Source organism: Enterococcus sp. AZ167, from assembly GCF_051714025.1.
Taxonomy (GTDB): Bacteria; Bacillota; Bacilli; order Lactobacillales; family Enterococcaceae; genus Enterococcus_D; species Enterococcus_D casseliflavus.
Window position 1 is genome coordinate 2,189,661 of record NZ_JBIORB010000001.1, and the last position, 20,391, is coordinate 2,210,051.

At 43.7% G+C, this 20,391-nt stretch carries 16 protein-coding genes and 1 pseudogene; 2 read left to right on the forward strand and 15 right to left on the reverse strand.

The window, feature by feature from the left end; all coding sequences use genetic code 11:
* Positions 1 to 201 precede the first annotated feature (201 nt).
* From IGJ05_RS10310 to IGJ05_RS10320, 3 genes are all read right to left on the reverse strand, one after another.
* Positions 202 to 1,695: a helix-turn-helix domain-containing protein gene (locus IGJ05_RS10310; RefSeq protein WP_266166236.1), complete on the reverse strand. Its 1,494-nt coding sequence runs from the start codon at positions 1,693 to 1,695 to the stop codon at positions 202 to 204.
* 278 nt (positions 1,696 to 1,973) lie between these two features.
* Entirely contained in the window at positions 1,974 to 2,375 is a 402-nt protein-coding gene (locus IGJ05_RS10315) for a hypothetical protein (RefSeq protein ID WP_266166237.1), read from the reverse strand.
* Positions 2,376 to 2,871: 496 nt separating this feature from the next.
* Positions 2,872 to 4,386: a peptidoglycan DD-metalloendopeptidase family protein gene (locus tag IGJ05_RS10320; protein WP_438725182.1), complete on the reverse strand. Its 1,515-nt coding sequence runs from the start codon at positions 4,384 to 4,386 to the stop codon at positions 2,872 to 2,874.
* Between the two features lie 558 nt (positions 4,387 to 4,944).
* Here IGJ05_RS10320 and IGJ05_RS10325 point away from each other — a divergent pair.
* A pseudogene (locus tag IGJ05_RS10325) lies at positions 4,945 to 6,438 on the forward strand (helix-turn-helix domain-containing protein).
* Positions 6,439 to 6,565: 127 nt separating this feature from the next.
* On the opposite strand, the gene budA reads toward IGJ05_RS10325, so the two are convergent.
* The 3 genes from budA to IGJ05_RS10340 all read right to left on the reverse strand — a co-directional run bounded on the left by budA (position 6,566) and on the right by IGJ05_RS10340 (position 10,167).
* The gene (gene budA / locus IGJ05_RS10330; RefSeq protein WP_266166242.1) at positions 6,566 to 7,282 is read right to left on the reverse strand and encodes an acetolactate decarboxylase; all 717 of its coding nucleotides are present in this window, start codon (positions 7,280 to 7,282) and stop codon (positions 6,566 to 6,568) included.
* Between the two features lie 18 nt (positions 7,283 to 7,300).
* On the reverse strand, positions 7,301 to 8,953 hold the full coding sequence (gene alsS, locus IGJ05_RS10335) for an acetolactate synthase AlsS (RefSeq protein ID WP_010748583.1): 1,653 nt from the start codon (positions 8,951 to 8,953) through the stop codon (positions 7,301 to 7,303).
* A gap of 254 nt (positions 8,954 to 9,207) precedes the next feature.
* Complete coding sequence (locus tag IGJ05_RS10340; protein ID WP_266166243.1) at positions 9,208 to 10,167, reverse strand: alpha/beta hydrolase; 960 nt, start codon at positions 10,165 to 10,167, stop codon at positions 9,208 to 9,210.
* A 218-nt stretch (positions 10,168 to 10,385) separates the two neighbouring features.
* On the opposite strand from IGJ05_RS10340, the gene IGJ05_RS10345 reads away from it, so the two are divergent.
* On the forward strand, positions 10,386 to 11,312 hold the full coding sequence (locus tag IGJ05_RS10345; protein WP_266166244.1) for a methyl-accepting chemotaxis protein: 927 nt from the start codon (positions 10,386 to 10,388) through the stop codon (positions 11,310 to 11,312).
* Positions 11,313 to 11,412: 100 nt separating this feature from the next.
* Here the strand turns inward: IGJ05_RS10345 and IGJ05_RS10350 are convergent, their stop codons facing one another.
* The 9 genes from IGJ05_RS10350 to IGJ05_RS10390 all read right to left on the reverse strand — a co-directional run bounded on the left by IGJ05_RS10350 (position 11,413) and on the right by IGJ05_RS10390 (position 20,376).
* Positions 11,413 to 12,186 (reverse strand): hypothetical protein, encoded by a 774-nt coding sequence (locus IGJ05_RS10350; protein WP_266166245.1) that lies wholly within the window; start codon positions 12,184 to 12,186, stop codon positions 11,413 to 11,415.
* 4 nt (positions 12,187 to 12,190) lie between these two features.
* Positions 12,191 to 13,576, reverse strand: coding sequence for a hypothetical protein (locus IGJ05_RS10355; RefSeq protein WP_266166246.1), 1,386 nt, complete (start codon positions 13,574 to 13,576; stop codon positions 12,191 to 12,193).
* Between the two features lie 45 nt (positions 13,577 to 13,621).
* On the reverse strand, positions 13,622 to 14,938 hold the full coding sequence (locus IGJ05_RS10360; protein WP_266166247.1) for a hypothetical protein: 1,317 nt from the start codon (positions 14,936 to 14,938) through the stop codon (positions 13,622 to 13,624).
* A 444-nt stretch (positions 14,939 to 15,382) separates the two neighbouring features.
* The gene (locus tag IGJ05_RS10365; protein ID WP_266166248.1) at positions 15,383 to 15,883 is read right to left on the reverse strand and encodes a hypothetical protein; all 501 of its coding nucleotides are present in this window, start codon (positions 15,881 to 15,883) and stop codon (positions 15,383 to 15,385) included.
* A 241-nt stretch (positions 15,884 to 16,124) separates the two neighbouring features.
* Positions 16,125 to 16,553: a DUF1761 domain-containing protein gene (locus IGJ05_RS10370; RefSeq protein ID WP_016609078.1), complete on the reverse strand. Its 429-nt coding sequence runs from the start codon at positions 16,551 to 16,553 to the stop codon at positions 16,125 to 16,127.
* 107 nt (positions 16,554 to 16,660) lie between these two features.
* On the reverse strand, positions 16,661 to 18,007 hold the full coding sequence (locus IGJ05_RS10375; protein WP_266166249.1) for an amino acid permease: 1,347 nt from the start codon (positions 18,005 to 18,007) through the stop codon (positions 16,661 to 16,663).
* Positions 18,008 to 18,301: 294 nt separating this feature from the next.
* Positions 18,302 to 18,670: a YxeA family protein gene (locus IGJ05_RS10380; protein ID WP_017144459.1), complete on the reverse strand. Its 369-nt coding sequence runs from the start codon at positions 18,668 to 18,670 to the stop codon at positions 18,302 to 18,304.
* 189 nt (positions 18,671 to 18,859) lie between these two features.
* Complete coding sequence (locus tag IGJ05_RS10385; protein WP_015508766.1) at positions 18,860 to 19,576, reverse strand: tyrosine-protein phosphatase; 717 nt, start codon at positions 19,574 to 19,576, stop codon at positions 18,860 to 18,862.
* Between the two features lie 14 nt (positions 19,577 to 19,590).
* A complete protein-coding gene (locus IGJ05_RS10390; RefSeq protein WP_266166250.1) occupies positions 19,591 to 20,376 on the reverse strand; it encodes a PhnE/PtxC family ABC transporter permease in 786 nt (261 codons plus the stop codon).
* Between the last annotated feature and the right edge of the window lie 15 nt (positions 20,377 to 20,391).

A 20,391-nucleotide genomic window follows, 5' to 3' on the forward strand; every position in this document is an offset into this window, starting at 1 on the left:
CCGCTGGTTCCAAAGGCTTGCATCCGTACCTGATGCACTCCCCACTTCCCCTCCCCACACTCCTGCACAGCTGCGGAGAGTCAAGCCATTAAAAAAGAAAGCATCTTTCCTTTTCACTATTTAAGCAGTGAAGGAAAAATGCTTTCTTTTCATGTAAAAGGCCCTTTCTAGCAGCTCTTTAGGTCAAAACATAATGGGAAACTAGAAGAGGTCTTTTAAGGCAAATTGGCGGGTGACGTTAGGATTGATCCGTTCAAGCAGTCGATTCCAGTCAGAAGAAGAAGGAATCGTTTTGAAGACGATGCATTCTACGATATCTCGAAATTCGGTCGCATGCTCGGCATAGTTCGTCACTAGCAAATCGATGGTGTTTTGTTCTAAATACTGAGCATTGACTTCCCCTGAGTCAGGATAAAAGACTTGATGGGATCGGCTAAAATAGCGGTTAGACCAGCCTTCAATGTACTGAACGATATTGTTATTTCCTTCGAAGATAAAGGCGATATTTTTTCGGGGAAACCAATGACGTTCTCGAACAGACTCGATATAAATCACTAAGTTTGCACAAAAATCCGTCAGATACTCCTCAGAATATAGGTTGTGGTACTCGCGACTATTTTCTAAAAACTCTCGGTAAGCAGCAAACTCCTTAGGAAAGGTTTTCTTAATAAACGCATTCACATCATAGATATTGCGATTGGCAGACGTGGATAAGCACTCCTTCAATTTAGCAGAGGTAAAAAAGGATTCAATCAGAATCTGATCCTCTTTGGGCTTTTTCGACGATACCTTCAACATCTGATAAAAATCGTTGGTCAACGTGCGGATCTCTGTCCAATGATTATAAGAAAGACAAAACTTTTGTTCGACGATCACATTTTGCAGTTTTTTCTTTGTGATAATACTAACAAATAAGAAGATAAGTTCATCGTTCGTCAATCGACATTGAAAGTACTTTTCAATGACCTCATTGATTCGTTGAAAATGCATCAGCTGAATACTGTGTCGCAAGGCGTGGTACAATTCGGCGTTGATTTGCACAGTCTTACCTTGCATAAATCGCTCAAGCGAAATATAGAGCAGATACGTGTATTGTGAAAATGAAACGGTGTGGTAACTATTTTTGTCAAACATCCTGCCGATTTCCGTTACTGCCTGCTGGACCGCAGCTGGCGGAAATACAGTGTGGGGGGTGCTGTCCGTTTCATAAAAAAAGGTACAGAAGAAATTGCGGATATCTGCTTCTTCCCCAACGATATTCACAGGATCTAATGCTAGCTGGAGATCAAAACGTGCCAGTTGTTCCTGAATGCGCTGCAAGTACTTCGATAAGGTACTCTTGGATAAAAACAAGCAGTCCGCCCACTCATCGATCGTCTTTAACTCTCCAATAAAAATATTTTCCAATAAAATAAAGAGCGGTTCATTCGCTAAAAGCGAGGCTTTTTTCTTTTCATACTGTGAATAATCAAATAGTTCAAACGAATAGCCTTGATTGGTGGAAGTGATCAGGATCAGCCCACAGAAATACTCGTTGATCTGACTGATGTCTTTGCCAATCGTCCTGGTGGTACTAGTTGTTACTTCAGCCAATTGACTGGCACTGCAAACTTCATTTTTTTCAAATTCACTTAGAATCTGCAGCCATCGGACGGTCGATTTGCTTGTGACAAAACTCAATTGAAAATTTTTCAAACATAAGCTCCTTACTAAAAAATTTCTTTTTTGCGGCTAAATTACGCATGAAAGGCGCCTAAGCAGTCTCATTATATCGGTTTTCATCCTACATAAAAAATCGGTTTTTTCATAGCTTGATGAAAAAAAGCGTGGATTCCAGACTACTGTTGTATAACAATTATTTTATCGGCTATTGGAAATAGTGCAAGGATTTCGCTTTTGCTTTCCTCAGAGACCACCTAGGGCGGATACGCATTTTGCTTCATGCTTGAAAAAGCTGCTGCGTGAAAAATCGACTATGTTTTCTTTATTTGTCTAAATGTGTCTGACATGATGTTTAAAAGCTGCTCATATTGAGATTCTTGACTTGTTTTCACCTGCACGTTAAAGTCCTGTTCAATAAATTGTTTGGGTATCAACTGATCCATTTCTATTTTTGAAAGCCGTTCGGTACACTCCGCTAGCAGTTGGTAATCCTTTGCGAGTGTTTGCGGCAGCTTGTATGTTTGAGTAAAAAAAGAATAGCTTGCAGTCTTTTGAATCGTTGCTGCCACCTGTTTTTGAATCAAATAGTGCAATTTTTCTAATTGCGTATCCGTGACGGATCGTTCATCATTTCGTTCAAATAATTGACAGTAATAGTCTAAAAATTCACTATTAGCCATCACTGTCTCAAAATCCGTTTTATTTATTCTCATAAAATGTTCCCCTCTTTTTCTATTTTATGCATCACTGTTTACGACGTTCTTTTCGTTTGTCAGAAAAAAGAGCAGCTCATTTATCTCTTCTACTTTTTTATGGTTAATCATTTCTTGTTAGTTCTTTTCAACGATCAATACTGATAGAAAAAAGGATTAGACTTATAATTGATGCGCTTCCTGATTATTTGCTCCCCTAGTTCGTTAGCAAGTTTTTATTCGTAGGGGTAACAACTGTAACGCTTTTGCTTCTCCGCTCGTCATCAAGAGCATGCGAATCGACCATTTGTGCTGCTTGCTGACCGATCTGCTCACGCCAGTTTATGGATTAGCAACGGTTACGGTTATGTGAAAATTATAAAGAATCTATGCACGATTTTTTTAAACATTTTTTCGGTTTTCATGAAAAAAAAATTAAAATCGTTGCTCTCGAAAAAATGACTAGAAAAAAACAAAAAAAAGAAAGCATCTCTGATACTCTCTTTTTTGTCTGTTCTTATTTTGTTAAAAAAGCGATTGGATCGACCAATTGCGCTTGGCTCAAGCTAGGCGATGCACTGACTTCAAAGTGCAAGTGTGCGCCTGTGCTATTGCCCGTACTACCCATGAGGGCAATCGTTTCTCCTTGTTTCACTTGTTGACCAACCTTCACAAGGTTCTGTTGATTGTGGGCATAGAGTGTCGTCATCCCGTCCTCATGGAGAATCGCTACATAATTCCCCCAAGAAGGATGAACCTCTGAACGAATGACCGTTCCAGATTGACTCGCCAGGATTGGGGTCCCAAACGCTGCGGCAAAGTCAACGCCCCGATGAAAGCTTCCCCAACGTGGGCCAAAAGTAGAAGTGACAACGGCTTTTTCAACAGGAAAAAGATACGTCTCACTTGCGGTCACATCAGATTTTTTCTGATCATAACGGGTCAACGCATAGGCTTCGATCAAAGCTGTCAGTTTTTGATCATACGTCGTATCTGTGGCATACCGACCAGTCAAATAACGGACAGCCTCTTGATAAGAAGCCGCTTCTGATTTCCATACGCCTTTATAAAAATCAGACTGCTGCCCGCCCACCTCTTTCAACAAGCGAGCATAGTCCATCAATGACTCTTTGTAGCCAGTATATTGGCGGAACGTTGCCGTGATCGTATAGTGATTTCCCGAACCATCATCTTCTTGTGTCCGAAAAGCGACACCCTGTCCTTGATAGGTTCCTTTGATACCAAAGAGATTGAAGTACGGCGCCTGACTCAGTCTGCTTTGCCCACCACCTGACTCTAAAATAGCCTGTGCAATCATGACAGAAGCGTACAAATCATTTTTCAAGCCGATTTCTCGGGCATCTTCACCAATCTCTTGGACAAAATCCCACACTTCTTTTACTGGTGTGACCGTCAAGGTCGTTTCGCTGCCTTGCTGCGGTGTCGGATCGGATTGACTTGGCGCGCTTGGTGCTTGGGTACTTGGTGGCATGACCGGTGACACAGCCGCCGGTGTTTCTTGACTTGCTTCACTGTTTGCTTCTGGTGTCGGTTTTGTTTCTACTGGTTTTGACGGTTGGGGCTTCTCTGGCTGCGTCTCAGGTTTGGGCGCTTCAGGCTGTGTTGGTTTTTCTGGTTTCGGTGCTGGCGTTGGTTCTTCTGGCTGAGAAGGCTCTGGCTTACTCGGTAGCTCTGGTTCTGGCTCTGGCGTCGGTGCTGGCTCTGGTGTCGGTTGGGGAACTGGGGTTGGTTCTTCGGTTTGCTCTGTTCCCTCCGGCGCTGTCTCAGATCCTTCTGGTACACTTTCTACAGGTACCGATCCTTGCTCAGAATCGGGCACTTGTCCTTCCACTGCTGGAGCGGTTTCTTCAATCGTCCCTGCTGTGCTGCTGTCACTTGCTTGTGCAGCTGTTTCTGATGTTTGGGTAACGGTCGTACTTTCCGATGCAACAACCGCAGCTGAAACTGGCACACCAGCTAAAAGTTGTCCGCAAACCAAAAGAAGCGCTTCCCCTTTTTGCGAATGCTTCATAGGCGAAATCCTTTCTCTTCCTTTTTCCTCTTAACAACCTCTATTGAAAAAACATCTTGCCATCCAATTAGTAAATAAATATCAATTCTCTTTTATTATACTACGCTTCGTTTTTTCGACTCAAGCAAATGACTCCCGCCCTAGCGAAAGAGAACGAGCTTTTGGAGAATGGGTCTACTGGTAAAAGATCACGTTTTGCATCCAACGCATTGTCGATCCTCGGCTTCAGCAGTTTTTTTCTGTTGCCTAAGATCCTCTGGCGTCATCAGAAAAAAACAGTGTTTCAATTGTCTCTTCTTGCTCCTTTGACCTTCCATCGAGCGTTGGGAGCCTTTCTATTCGTGCTTCATTTTTCTCAAGTTTATGTATGATTTTTGGCAATTGGTTTCTCAGGTCCTTGCTATAATTACTCTGAAGAATTGATATTCTTAGAAGTTTTCTGCTGGCAGTCAGAGTCTTCAAGGGACTATGACCAAAAACTCCGATCAGCTGAGGGTTTCATTCTCTGTGCAAATGATTATGCTATAATTATTTAAACTTATTTTGTTGGAGGCTGACATGAAAACATTTCAATTAAAATTCATGCGAAACCGCACGTTGATTCGCTGGCTGCAATTGTTAAATGAATTTGAGAAAAGTCCCACCCGTACATTGGGAGAACTTGCTGAAGTGACCGAAAGCAGTACCCGTACGTTGATTACTGACATCGCTAGCCTGCGAGAGCACTTTAACGGGACGATTGCGATCCATACAGCAAAAATCGGGTACCTTTTTGAAGTAATCGATCAGGAGAGGTATCGAAAGCAAAAGCAAGAGTTGGTAAAAGATGAACCGATTTTCCAAATTTTAGAAAGTACTTTTTATAATGAGCAGCAGTCACTCCTTGATTGGAGCTTAACGCTTAATATTTCTGAACAAGCACTGATCAGCTATTTCCGAAAAATACAGCCTTTTTTATCCCCTTTCGGTTTAAAAATCAAAACGGACCCCGTCTCTTTGGCAGGTTCGGAGATCGATATTCGGAAATTTTTCTGTCTTTTTTACTACGAGTCTGACATTAATGTCCACACGCTATTCCCTTCGATTCATGTCCAAGATGCGGTGATGGAAATCACTGATCTTTTGGAAACGAAGGCCTTACAGAGCTCTTCGTTTTCTTATTTTGCTTATATCCTTTATATTAGCGTGGAGCGCAGCAAACGTGGTTTACTTGCTGCCCCCTCCCCTCAACTCAAGGAGCTGATCAAAAAAAATGATCTGCTGTTTGATTATGAGGCGCTAAAAACAATCATTCGGCGTTATTTTCATTATGAATTCCCTCAAGAAGAAGCCGTCTACCTTTTGACGTGTATCATTTGTCGCCGCAAAATCAACACCGACCTCGCAGCCAGCGAAGCGTTTTGCCGCAATTACAACCAATAGCCAGAGATCAAACAGATCACTGCAGATTTTTACGCACAAAGTCGCGGGCATAGTTTGGATGAACAAAAAGACTTGCTTTGGCTAGAATCTTTTTTCATCGTTGTCAAACTCCGTGAATTGTTATCGCCAACGATGAATATCAATATTGACGACCTCAATGACTTTGTCCAAGAAAAGTTTGCCGCAGAATTTGCGAAAAATCGCCAGTTTCTCCTTTCCCACCCGCTTGTAAAAAATCTCTATTCTCTCGATCATTTGGATGATTTTTGTACAAGCCTCACGTTCCATATGGAAGCAATTATTGAAGAGAATTGGGGCAAGCCGCGAATCATTGCCGTTATTTTTGAAGGCAATGAATATGTTTGCGAGCATGCCGAAAGCATTATCCGAAAATATCTAGGGTTTTATCATGAAATGTACTACCCTGATTCAAACGAACTTTCCCATGAGTACTTAAAGGAAAAAAATATCAACTTGCTGATCACCAACTACCCTGAATATGCGACGGAGTATTTGCTGGAGGTCGAAAGCGTCTTATTAAAATCGATACCTGATGCTGCCGATTGGAATCATCTCTTGAATCGGATCAATCCAAGGATTTTGCGATTAGTTGTACTTGATAATACATGACGATACCAACCATCCGAATAGAAAGAAGCACAAAAAAAGCAGCGAAGCGTTGGCTTCACTGCTTTTTTGCGTTCCATTCGATGCAAGACCACTCTACTGGCGATCAATTATTTTTGCTGCCTGCTGCTTATTCGGCAGCTTCAATATCTTTGGCGATTTTTGCGACATCGATCTCCCGCTGCAAGTAGTCTTGGTTGTCGATAGGAAAATGCTGACGAAATTCGGCTAGTTCCATCAATTCGACTTCACCAGCTGCCACTTCAAAGTCTAAGACATGGCCAGCAAATGTCCGATCATCACTAATAAAATGCAGGTGGAAACCAGCAGCCGCAGCACCGTGGAACAACAGCGGGGTAAAGAATCCGACGATCGTTCCGCTGATATTTTCTGCCTGAAATTCTGGCTGATGCTGGATGATCTCAATGAATTTTGGATATGGTTTTTCTTGCTTTGGGGCAACGCGGACGTGCATCTTGTTAAATACCCCATGGATTTTGACAGCGGAAAACAAATTCGGGCTGACTTCTGTCAGGACGTGGTTTTTCACTTCTTCATCGGTCATTTCTTGGCTGACCTGCAGGTGCTTCGCTGCAGAAAAATCAACAACTGCCGCATAGGGGGTTCCTTCATTTCCTTGGAGCACTTGCACCTTGCCCGATTCGTCTACATGGTAGATTTCACCATCTAAAATAATCACTTCACCATTGGAACCAGCCAGCGTACCGATCCCAAAATTGCCATATTCAAGCATTTTGCCGATTTGCTCCGTGCCATCCATTAAATCCTGCATCAACCCACCTAGGGTGCCATGCTGATATAAATAACTTTTGTTTTTCACTTTCATCTTGCTGCTCCTTTGGTCTTAATAAAATTGATCAGGTAGGATCGTTTTGCCAAGATCGGCATTATCTGAATAATCCACAGGGATATCAATGATCACTGGACCATCCGTTGCAAAACCTTCTTCGATGGCTGCCATCAATTCTTGTTTAGTGGTTGCCCGTAGGCCTTTGGCACCAAATGCTTCGGCATATTTCACGAAATCAACGGGTCCAAAATCAACCCCAGAAGCACGATCATATTTCATTTCTTCTTGGAATTTCACCATATTGTAGGTACCGTCATTCCAAATCAAGTGAATGATGTTTTGTTTCAAACGGACGGCTGTTTCTAACTCTTGGGCAGAAAACAAGAAGCCGCCATCGCCAGATACAGAGATCACTTGAGTATTTGGTCGCACGAGCGCTGCAGCGATCGCCCATGGCAAAGCGACCCCTAAGGTCTGCATGCCATTACTAAAGAGCAGATGCCGTGGCTCATAACTACGGAAATGACGGGCCATCCAAATGTAGTGGCTGCCGACATCCACCGTTACCGTCATGTCGTCGGTCACTTCTTGTTGCAAAGCATCGATGATTTCCAAAGGATGCAAGGTATTGTTGCTGCCTTCGACATCCGCTGGTTTTTCATTGAGTTTGGTTTGCAGCGTCGTTAAATAGTTTTGGGCGTCTTCGCTCAAGTGATACTGATCGATGGCTTTTGATAGTTGTTCAATAATTTTCGCGATACTGCCCATCAGTTCAACTTCTGGCTGCATAAATGGATCGATCTCCATCGGTACTTCATCGATAACGATCACGCGGGCATCTTTTTCCGCATTCCAGTTGCGGGCTTCGTATTCGATCGGGTCGTACCCCACAGCGATCACTAAGTCGCTGCGTTTCAACAGCATATCACCAGGCTGATTGCGGAATAAGCCGACGCGGCCAAAGAAATGCTCTTCTAATTCACGAGAAATGATCCCAGCACCTTGGAAGGTCTCTACGACAGGCAACCCAGTTTTTGCAACTAACTGACGAATCGCTTGTGTTTCTTTCACGCCTGAAGCCCGCATCCCTAAGAGTAAGACAGGCAGTTTGGCTTCTTTGATCCGATCGACGAGTGCCTGGATATCTTCTGCATCGGCACTGCCTAATTTAGGCGAAGATAGAGGTTTGATCGCTGCCCCTTGAACGGTTCCGTCTGTCACATCTTGAGGAATGGATAAAAAGCTCGCCCCTTTTTTCGCTGTTTTTGCGATGCGAAAGGCGTTGGCAATACTTTCAGAAAGGGTTTCAGGATCTTGGACTTCACTGCTGAATTTCGTGATCGGCGCAAACAACGCCGCATTATTCATGCTTTGGTGGGTCAATTTTGAAAGGTCAGAACGCTTCACTTGGCCTGCTAGTGCCAAGACGGGATCACCTTCGGCAGTTGCCGTGACCAACCCAGTCGCTAAATTACTGGCTCCTGGTCCACTTGTTGCAATGACGACTCCTGGCTCTCCTGTCAGGCGACCGATTGCTTGTGCCATAAAGGCCGCGTTTTGTTCATGTCGTGCCAAGATCAACTCTGGTCCCCGATCACTCAACACGTCAAACACGCCATCGATTTTTGCACCGGGAATCCCAAAGATATAAGGCACCCGATGATTCTCTAAACTTTCAACAATGATTTCTGATCCTTTTGCACTCACTGTATTACCTCTTTTCAAAAACTGTATTAATCACAATACATATAATAGCACTTTTTATTTATTTATCAACGAAAAACACTTATTAAAATCTGTATTATAAAAGCGAGTTTTTTTAGAGAGCGTTTGCATCTGCTTCAGACTGCAGGTGTACGTCTTTCAATTTTTCCGACAAAAAAAGGAGTGGATCGCTCCACTCCATACATCCTTTTCTGTATCAGAACACCGCATAAAAAGAAGCTGCTTTCGTCGGTTTCTTATTCTGCGGGGACATTTTTTTCCGTCAGCCAACCGACAGCCAGTGTCATGGCCGCTCGTGCGGCTTGGGTCTGATCCATCGCATTGACCATCACAAAATCATGGATGATCCCTTGCATCCGTGCTTGGGTGACTTCCACGCCAGCTGCTCGTAAATGCTGCGCATAGGCTTCCCCTTCATCCCGCAAGACATCTGCTTCGCCTGTAATGATCAACGCTGGCGGCAGATCGGCTAACTCCTCTTTGGTCGCGCGTAGTGGAGAAGCGGTCATTTGATCCCGCTGTGTTTCATCCGTCGTGTATTGATCCCAGAACCATTGCATCCCTTCTTTGGTCAGAAAATAATTTTCGCCGAATGCTTCATACGAAGGCGTATCAAAGCGGGCATCTGTCACAGGATAAAACAATAATTGCTGTGCGATCGGAATGCCGCCACGGGCTTTCGTCAACAAGGTCATAACGGTCGCCATGTTCCCACCTACGGAATCGCCAGCCACGGTCAAACGGCTAAGGTCTAAGCCTTTGACATCGACAAATCCTGGTAATTGCTGCAAGACCGCATAATTTTGTTCGATCGCCGTTGGGTATTTTGCTTCTGGTGAACGACTATATTCAGGAAAAATGACGATCGAGTTGGTTCGTACCGCCAATTCACGGATCAATTTATCATGAGTCGCGGCACTGCCGAAGACCCAGCCCGCGCCATGGAGATAATAAATGACAGGGAGAATCGCATGATTTCCTTCAGGACGAACAAAACGAACATTGATGGCCCCCCATTCGCCTGTATCTACGGTCTGATCTTCTATCTCAACCGCCAATTTATTGACGGGTGACTCTTGGACTTGTTCCAATAGTGCGCGCCCTTCTTCTGGCGGTAATTCATAGATCCGTGGGTGCGGTGCATTTGCCTCACTAAATTCAACGGCTGCTTTTTCCAACAAAATTCTATCTGTCATACGATTCTCTTCTTTTGTTTGAAATCGTTCGTGTTGACCTTAAGGGTACCACCAAGTCATTCTGATGCAAAGAATCTTGCTTCCTTCTGCTTCCAGGCATTTTGTTCGACAAAAAAGGTGGTTTTTGCACTCTTAACTGCCTTGCCTTCATCACCGATAACTGTAAGACACTCGCTGTGTAAACTTCCCAAAAAACTGAAAGGCGTAGGTAAGTACGTATGAAATTCACATTAGATGAAACACAAAATAACCGTCTGCTCGCTGCTATTTTTCAAGAACTCGCTGTCATAGTCTTTGATCCGCAAAAAGAAGTTGTTTTCGCCAATACCAACATGACGGATATCCTAGGTTATAGCCAAGAAGAAATCATTGGCTTGCCGCATCGGACCTTTTGTTTTGACCATTATGCTGCCAGTACGGATTACCAAGCTTTCTGGAATCAACTGCTTTACTCAAAGCAACGGTTTCAAGACAAAATCATTCGGAAAAACAAACAAGGAGACAAACTGATTTTAGAAGGGATCTACTTCCCTGTCCTCGATGAGCAGCAAGAAGTCGTCAACGTCGTCAAAATCGCTTTTGACATTACCCAAAGAGAACAAGCCTTAGCGGTCACTATCAAAAAAGTGCAAGAAAGTGCGGCTTCCCTGACACGACTTTCTGCCAACGGACACCGGCAAGTCGATCATTTGTCAGAGAACTTGGCGCAAGTCAAACAGCTGTCTGATCAAAATCAAGCAACGACCCATGCCTTAGAAATGGACAGCCAACAGGTGACAGCAGTGCTGCATGACATCGACCGCATTGCGCAACAAACCAAACTGCTGTCCTTCAATGCTTCCATCGAAACGGCACGGATCGGCGAACAGGCAGCTGGCTTTCGGGTAGTTGCGGATGAAATGCAAAAATTAGCTGAACAGACCAAGCAGTTGACCCAAACCATTGCCGCAACCATGCAAGCCATCAACCAACAAGCCTTAGTCTTGTTAGATAGTGCCGATTCGACGACCATGAAAATCAGTGATTCGCAAAAAAGCCTCGCTGCCGTTTTGCATTCTTACGACACGCTGCGAACGACGGCCAGTCTTTTAAACGATGAAGCCGAGTATTTATCAGAAACCAACGACGCTGAGTTGGAAACCTAGAAACCAAATGAATAAAAAAAGAGCGCCGCTGTTTGCGACGCTCTCTTTGTTTTTTTGACCAATAAATTGATTCCCTATTTGATTTCATCGATACTCAGCACTAGCCAGCCTCCACCTCTTGCAACAACTGCTGTAATTCTTGCAAAAATGATTGGGTCGCAAGGCCCAATGCTTGAAGAGGAACACGATATTCCTGTTGAACCACCAAAAAACTGCCAAAGATTTTATGTTGGAACGAAAAGGAAAGAGTTTTCCAAATACTCCAGGAAAAACTGGCTATTCGTTTTTCTTTCTTTTCATACGTGCACAAATACACTCGCTCGATACCAAAAAGCAGCCCCGCATTCGCTTTCTTGCCAGTCATCTGTGCCGTTAGCAGTGCCAGAGGCGTCTCCGTTTCAGGCACTTGAAAACTGGTAAGGACTTGTCTTTGCCATTGCCGTGGCAGCACTTGTCTTTCTCCAGAAAAATAGAACAAAAAATCTTGCTCTTGCAAAAAAGCATTCAAACGAGTTTGCCGCTCCTTGACTGGATCGCGTGGCGCCTGCTGAATCAAAGACTTCTGATTCATTGCCGATTGCTTTGACTGCTTGTGATCACTTGAACCCCCTGCCGCTGAGGAGTTTCCCAGGGGAAGAGGATCCATCGTTTGGTTGGCAGCAGCTGACTGACTGATTTTTTTCAGCAACACAGCAAGGTGCGTCAACGAAAGCTGTTTTGCTGTCATAGGATTGGCATGCGGGCTTTTGGTAGGATCGAATGACCGTTTGATCACCATTTTCCCACGACAATACAGACAAATCGCCGTGCCAGCGTCCCAATTGACTTCTAGTTCTCCTAAGCAGTGGGGGCATTGAATCGGAATAATATCCATTGAATCATCTTTTCGTTTCGATACAGGTATCGGAGCTATCCGTAGTAAAGATACGGATCGTATTCCAGCTGAAAAACGCCAGCAGCACTAGAAGCGATAAGCCATAAAAACCGAAATACCAAATAAGGAATGTTAAAAAAAGGATCAAGGCAAATTCATACGCCATGTTTTCCAGACTGCTGTAAAATACTGTCTGTCGGACGAGTTTCTTCCTACGCGTTTCAAAAGCTTTCTTCACTGCAGTTGCTGATGCATCCGATTGACTCAATGCCTGAGAAAGTTCTGCTTTGAATTTGCCGTACTCTGAGAAAAACTTGACCTCTGGTACGAGCAAGAAATACCAAGTCACGACACAAGCAATCAGCAAGATGATCGCTGAAACAGTCAGACTAAAGACAACGGCAGGCATTAAAAATCCACCAAAAAAAAGATTCAAGAACGTTCCTGAAAGCATACCTAACAATAAAAATATACAGAAAGAATTTCCAAGGATCCTGCTGGTTTTGGAAAAACTTTTTTTCACTTGCACGAGCTGTTCACATTCAGGAAGCTGGGTTGGAAAAAGACGTTCAGCATCGGTGCCATCAGCCACGAAAGAATAGGTTTGGTTTCCGTACTTGAATTCACCAATGTAATAAGGAAAATACAGTTTTTCCGTATCACATTGTTTCGGAAAAAGAGTCAGTTGAACCTCATTGGCAACCTCAGCTCCCACCAAATGGTCTTTCGCTTTTGCTTCAAAGACTTCCAATAGATGGGTATCAGCAAGTGCTGCTTCTCTGGAAATATCAAAGGGCAGCACCTGAACGTCTTGGCTAAGTGCCGAAAACTGCTGCATATCCGTGCAATAGGCGGCACCTTTTTGAAGATGCAACGGCAGCTTGCCATTGATACTGTAATCCGCTTCTTTTTGGGTATCCGTAGGAAAATATTCATTGAAAACCGTTGTGTTCCCGCTGTTATGTAAAGAAATGTCGGCAGTAATGCGCCCACTCTCCCTCTGCTGTTCCTCGTGGACATAGCTCCCTCTCACTTGCGCATCATAAGCAATTTGAAAATAATATATCGGGATGAATACACGTTTTAGATGAACCATCTCTAGTTCAAAAAAGATACTTTCCGAGATGGTCTCTTGCCAGGCTAGTTTATTTTTCAACGCAGCTTCACATGCCTTTTCATCATAGGCAAACGGATAAAATCCTTCTTTGACGGTCCCTTGAATGCGTGGCAACTCTTTCAGCGAGACGGCTTGGTTTGTTTGTTCCTGTTTTTTTTGTTCCGGTTTGATCAACAGCTCATTCAAGCAATACTGACAGACTGCTTTTCCTGAGTCCCAATCAACTTCTAGACGCCCTAAGCAACTGGGGCATTGGATTTGTGTGATTTTCATTTTTTCTCCTTTTTTATGAATCATTTTTTTCAACAAGATGGCTTATCAAAAAAACCGACGAATGTTCCAAATAATATTCCAAATAAGGGTAGCGATCACGACCACATAAGCGAGCGTATCGAGCCATTCATAAAATTTCCTGATTCTTGCAAGGTGCTTCCCACGCTTCTCATAGTTTGCTAACAAAGCTGCCCCGGCCGTCTTCTTACCTAATAATTCTCTTTTAAGCTCATCTCTAAATTTTTGGACTGTTTTGAGATACTGTTCTTTTAGAAAGTGCAACACTATCCCCGATACTACCCAATAGACGGCAGTTGGCAGGGAACTCATGACAATCCCCCCTATGACAGCTCTGAACACTCTTCCTAGAGTGATCCATTCAGAAATGAATAGTGCAAGGAACAGCAGGAGCACACCTAACGTAAAAAAGAGTACAGAGGACCAGCCAAAAACCTTGCGAGCTTTTGAAAAATTCGCAACCGTTTGTAAGGTTTCTTGGCATTGTGGGATAATCGGCAGCTTCATTCGGTCAGGATCTTTGCCGTCGATCGCAAATTCAAAGGATCGCTCTTGGTACTTGAAGGTGCCCATATACAGGGGAAAGTAGAGCTTTTCTGTAGCACAGCTGATCAGGGAAAGATCTAGGTGTAGCTCTTTTAGATGATCGGCAGATTCTTTCTTCTGGATCACGGCATTCGCTTGGGCTCTCAGTTCCGCTTGTTTTTCAGAACCAAAGAGCGCCTGCTCTTGCTCAATATCAAAGGGAAAAGCATGAATAGCATGTGCTGAGATTAGCTGTTGAAATTCCTTTTGATCGGTACTAAAGTGCGGTTTTCTTTTCATTTCATTATTGACCTCGAAGCTCTGAGGAATTTCTTGCTCGATCACCTCCGAACTGCCGCATTGATAGAGTATGACCGTCTCATCTGGATGGTCGCCTCGCTTCTTTTCCCACGTGGTCGTATGCGAGCCGTCCCAAGCAATGGAATGGGTATCGTAGCCAAAGGCCCCCTCCCAGTGCATCGTATAGGTCACCTGAAATTCATAAATCGGAATAAAATATCGTTTTATCTCGCTGACTTCAAGATGAACGACAATGTCCTCAGGAACTGATTCCTGTTGGATCAGCCATTTTTTCAAGGCATTTGCTACCTCGTCTTCATTAAAGGTAAACGAATAAAACCCTTCTTTGACTTCTTGAAAAACTACGGGAACCTGTTCATTCGAAGCTTCTTGCGTTTGTTTTGGCGGCGAATGTAAGACTGACTTCGTTAAGCAATACTGGCAGACTGCTTTTCCTGTCTCCCAGTCAACGGTTAACTGACCCAAGCAGCTGGGACATTGGATTTGTGTGATTTTCATTGCTTCTCCTTTTGCACATACTGATTTTCTTATCAATGAAGTGGCTTGGTTGCAAGTGAGGGGGAATATCTTTTTTATGGTGTTAGTTGGGGGAAGCAGCGAAGGAAAGCTGCTTGTTTGCAGGTAGTTGCTCGCTCTCATCCGTTTGTTCGAAACATTTTTTCCAGTGATGAAGCAAACAAGTGTATTTGTACCAAGAGCTGTTTAACCAAAAAACAACCGCAAACGAAAAACAACTCTTTTCTATATCATTTTATAATAAAAAATACCTTAAATCTATTTATTATTGATAAAAATATCTGATGATTTGCTAGTTGCGTAAAATATTTTCCGTAATAGCCACTAAATTTTGCAACGAAAAAAAGACAAACCTCATTTTTGTCTAAGGTTTGTCTACAGTCTGAAGCGGTTGTCTCGTCGGAGGCAGCCGTTTTTTGTCACTTGCTAGTTTTCCTCATACGAAAATTCGTACTCGTTTTGTTCGTCATCGATCAGACGCTTGTCATTGTTGTCCGCCATTTTGAATACTTTCTCAAAATCATCGCCAGTCATGCGCACTTCCCTTTTCTCTTGATCAATGATCACTTGGGCATTTGTCACTTCAAAGGTGTGCATAGGACCGATGTCTGCCGCAGTCAGTGCTTTGCTTTTGGGAAACTCTGCTTGTAGTGTTTCGTTGATCTGTGCTAATTGTGTCTCTTGTTCTTCTACCAAGTCCGCAGGTTCCTGATTCGGATTGGTAAAAAAAGTCAGCGTTTTATTGACAGTGATCCTTCCATCTTCAAATAGATACAAAGCATATTGTTGATGACTGTTGCTATTGGTCAATACTTGATTCGCAGCTGCAGAGTCAACGCTTGAGCTGCTGCAGCTTGTCAAAAAAAATAGTGTCGCTAAACAAACGGCAGCAAATATTCCTCTACCTAACATGCTTTTCGTTTTCATTTTTTCCTCCTCGTTGCCCCTAATTTTGCTTCTTTGATGATTTTTCCGCAATCCGCGGATTTGGTTTTCTACAGATTAAAGTGCTTTTAGTATAGCACAAATTATTTGCTTTTATAGCCTTTTTTTATAGTAAGGATAATTTTGCACACAAAAAAAACCAACCTTGTTGAAACAAGATCGGCTTTCTTTAGGATTGATTCGTTGAGACCTTTGAACGCTCTCGCTGGGGTATGATCGTTGCCTACTGTCCAATCAATCCGACAACAAGTCCTAAAACGATCACTCCTAGAAACCCATTCACAAGATGCAGCCCGACTAATTTGCGGGACTGTCCTGAGTAAACAGCCATCACGAAGGTGGCGACCCCATAAACCCCTAGCCACAATAAACAAGCGACTTGCAAGGAGGTCATCAGCCAACCATCATGATCGAATTTTGCAAACCAATAAACGACTTGATAGGTCGCTGCTGATAAGAGGATTCCACCAACGATCGTGCCGCCAAAGGTAAAGAGCATGTCACCGGTCGTCATCTGCTGATCAGCCATCTTCTCTGCCATTCCTGATTCTTTCGCCCAAAACTTGCCCCACTTATGCATCGGATTGTAAAGCAGACTTTCCACCACGACCCAGCTGAGGGTGCCGAAAATCAATGTCCAAAAATTAACCATTTTCGTTTTCTCCTACACTTTATTTTATCGTCACATTCCTGAGAACCGAAGAAACAACCGAACGCGGGGTTCCTTCCCCATCAGTTTATGTCTTAAGGGACGTTTCTTCAACTTTTTTCACTGGTTTTCTCAATTTTTCGATGGTTCCAATAAAAACTAAGAAAAATGATCGTATACAATAATGCGGTGAAGCCAGTGACCGCCAATGGGTTAGTGATCAAAATACCGACAAACAGCAAAATCAGTGCAAGGATCGCCCCACTCAAGAAAATCGTATAGCCCATTTTCTTCTGCTTGCGTACCAAAACAAACGCCGCCGCACTGATCAGCAACCAGATCAGCAGTACAGTATAAGACAGGGAGCCTGCTAGATAATTGAAGAGTTTGTCGCCTAAAAAGTAAGAAAGAACGACCCCAAGATATAAAGTACCGCTGCAAAACATGATCGCTCGTTGGGGCACGCTGTTTTTATTCAGCATCGTAAAGCGGCTTTTTTTCTGGCCATTGTTGCTTAATCGGAAAAACAACGTTCTTGAAGAAGCATAGACTCCAGAATTGATTGACGAAAACAAAGCCAAAATAATCACTAAATTGACGATGTCGGAGGCAAATGGGACATGGATTTTTTGAAACACCATCACAAAAGGACTGACATTTGGATCGGCTAATTGATTCCACGGATAAATGATCAGTAAAAGAAACAAGGGAATGATGTAAAAAGCGGCAATCCGAGTCATCACTCCTTTGATTGCTTGCGGGATCGCTTTTTTGGGATTTTCCGCTTCACTGATCGTAATGGCTACTAATTCAGAACCGCCGTACGAATAGATTACGACCAATAACGAATTGATAAATCCTTTGAGACCATGAGGGGCAAAACCACCATAGTCTGTCATTTGTCTCATCGTCGGGAAAAAGCCCAAATCAAAGACTTGCGTGGCAACCAGATAGAGACCCACCAAGATCAACGCGATCACCACACTGATCTTGGCCCAGGAAAGCCAATATTCCGTTTCCGCAAACAAGCGAACCGAAAACAAATTGATGATGGTCGTGAGTAGTGCCAAAATCAACACAAAGATCCAAGCTGGAATATTGGGAAACCACAACTGCAAAAAGCTTGCGGCAGCAACTGCTTCGGCGATGATGTTGATCATCCACATCGACCAGTAGATCCAGTCGATGAAATCGGCTGGATGCACGCCAAGATATGGCTGGACTAAGCCCGAAAGGCCATGTTGTTTTTGGTCAGATAAGACCAACTGTCCCAGTCCTGTCATGACGACAAATAAGATCAGCCCGCAAAAAATAAACGCCAGCAAGACCGCAGGCCCCGCTAACTGGATCGCTTCACCGCTGCCTTTGAATAGGCCAGCACCGATGGCGCCACCTAGTGCCAACATAGTGATATGTCTGGTTTTCATCTGCTTTTTTAATTGATTTTTTTCTGTCATAGGTTCCTCCTTGAAAACCGTTGATCCTCCATAAAAGGTGATTCTCTCACTGTTACTATTTTTAATTATATGAATAATTTTTTTTAACTACCTCATAGAGAATACCAGACGCTTCTGCTATTGCAACTAAGAATTGAAAAAATTATCTATTTTTTCTGAAAATTCTATCATCCTCTAATCTTTTTCACCTAAATCAAATCTTGGCGAGCTTTTCTCTAAGTGAATGCACGAAAAAAGCCATCTCCCAACTTGCGGGAAATGACTTCCTGTCCTTTTTTCAAGCAGGCATGATGATCAATGAGTCGTAACCAACTCGTCTTTGACGGCGTCAGGGAGATCTTGTTCGGTCACCTCTTGATACGACTCCACATGTTTGCCCTTTGCATCAAGCTCTAGGTAGGCATTTTCTTTTAGCTTTTGTGGTGCCCAAAAAGTGATTTTTATCTTTTGCCCATCTTCATTGACCCCTTCTTGTGTATATTCGTAGGAATCGTGTTCTTGCAACACGCCATACTCGTCGGATGTTTTGATATAGACCTTTTTCTCCGGTACGAACGGATTGAAACGATCCACCAGCTGAACCAGTTCGCTGGAATCATCTTTCGTAAAATAAGACCATGTAACCAATGTGACGGTCCCGATCGTTAACACGAGCAGGATCATACTAATTGCTTTCTTCAAGTGATTGTCCTCCGTTTTTTCTATCTACCTTCAGTATAAAAAAACAAGCGATAAATATAATCAAACTTAAGGCGTATTTTTCTGTCGGTCATTGTGACTAAGACAAAAAGGGACCACTTTTTCAAAAGAAGCAGTAGTCCCTCACTTAGATGTTCCGTTTGTTCGTGACCCTTAAACCGTCACTGCCACATCGATCAGCTTGCTTTGCAAATGAACGAGGGTCTCTTGCGCGACACCAATCGTCCGCAAATAATGATACGCATCGGTATAGGTTTCTTCCAGATGCGTTAAGACGGGCAACAGGTACTCAGGTGCTGACAGCCACATCTCATTCGTGATCGTTTGGACTTGCTGAGCTACCAGCGGGTTAGCAGCTAAATAGGTGTGCGTCGTTTGATAGTTGGCAATGATATCGGCTTTTGCGACATCTGCCAGTTGAAGCAGCAGCATAGCGATCACACCCGTCCGATCTTTGCCCGCCGCACAATGAAACAGCACACAACCTTCGGCAGCCGCCATCGTTTCCATGATCTGCTTGATTTGCTCTTTACGGTCTTCGATCATCTGGATATACAGCTCCGCCATATTGAAAATCAGCGGCTGCTCCAGTTGGGTCACATCCCCCATCGTTTCTGAAATCAAGGAGATCGGCCAGTTCTCCACACCGTCGATCACAGGTGTTGGCTCCTTTTCGATCTCTAAGGTCGTCCGTAGATCAATGATGGTCGTCAGCTGATACCTTTGTAAAAAAGCGATATCTTCTGGATGTAGATTGGCTAGACTGTCGCTTCTTAAGAAACGCTTCCAGGCAGTTGCTCCGTCTTTTGCGGCATAACCGCCTAAATCTCTTGTATTATAGGTTCCTTTTAATGGCAATCGTGTGTACATTCTTGATCGTCTCCTTATCTCATTCGTTTTTTGACTTGTCCGATCCCTAATTCGACACTGATCATCGTGAAAAAGATCAGCAAAATCAGCATCGAAATTTCACCATAATTGTATTGACCGATCGCCCGCGTCAAGAGCATGCCGATCCCGCCGGCGCCTACCATTCCAAGTGAGATCGACTCAGCGATGTTGCCTTCCAGACGAATCGACGTCCAGGCTAGAAAGCGGCTGCTCAAGTTAGGCAGCAGGCCTTCTGTAATCATTTGCAGCCAGCCGGCACCGGTGGCTTGCATCGTTTCAATGATTGCCGCGTCTTGTTCTTCGATCGAACTGATAAAGGATTTTGTTAAATACCCCACCGTCGGGAAAACCAGTCCCAAAACCCCCGAGGTATTCCCAAATCCTAAACTAGCCACCACGATCAAGATCCACACTAGGGTTGGAACGGCCCGTACTACCGCTACACTGCCCTTGATAAGCATTGAAAGGAAAAGATGCGGTGTGGTGTTGGCTGCTCCAAGAAAGCTTAATACCAGTGCAATGAGCCACCCGATGAATAAGCCGCAGATCGCCATACACAAGGACACAAACAATTGGCCCAACGCTGGAATGATTTTTGAAAAGTCGAGGGTCATAAATTTTGCCAAAATCGTCCCAGCATCTTGCCAACGGCTTAAAAAGCGCGCGACCTCCAAGTCCAGCAAAGCCACACTTGTGATCAGCAACAAGATGAGGCCACAAATCGTGCCTAAAGTCAGCAGTCGTTCTTTTTTCGTAGATAATGCAATTTTTGTTGTCATCGCTTCCTCCTTCAA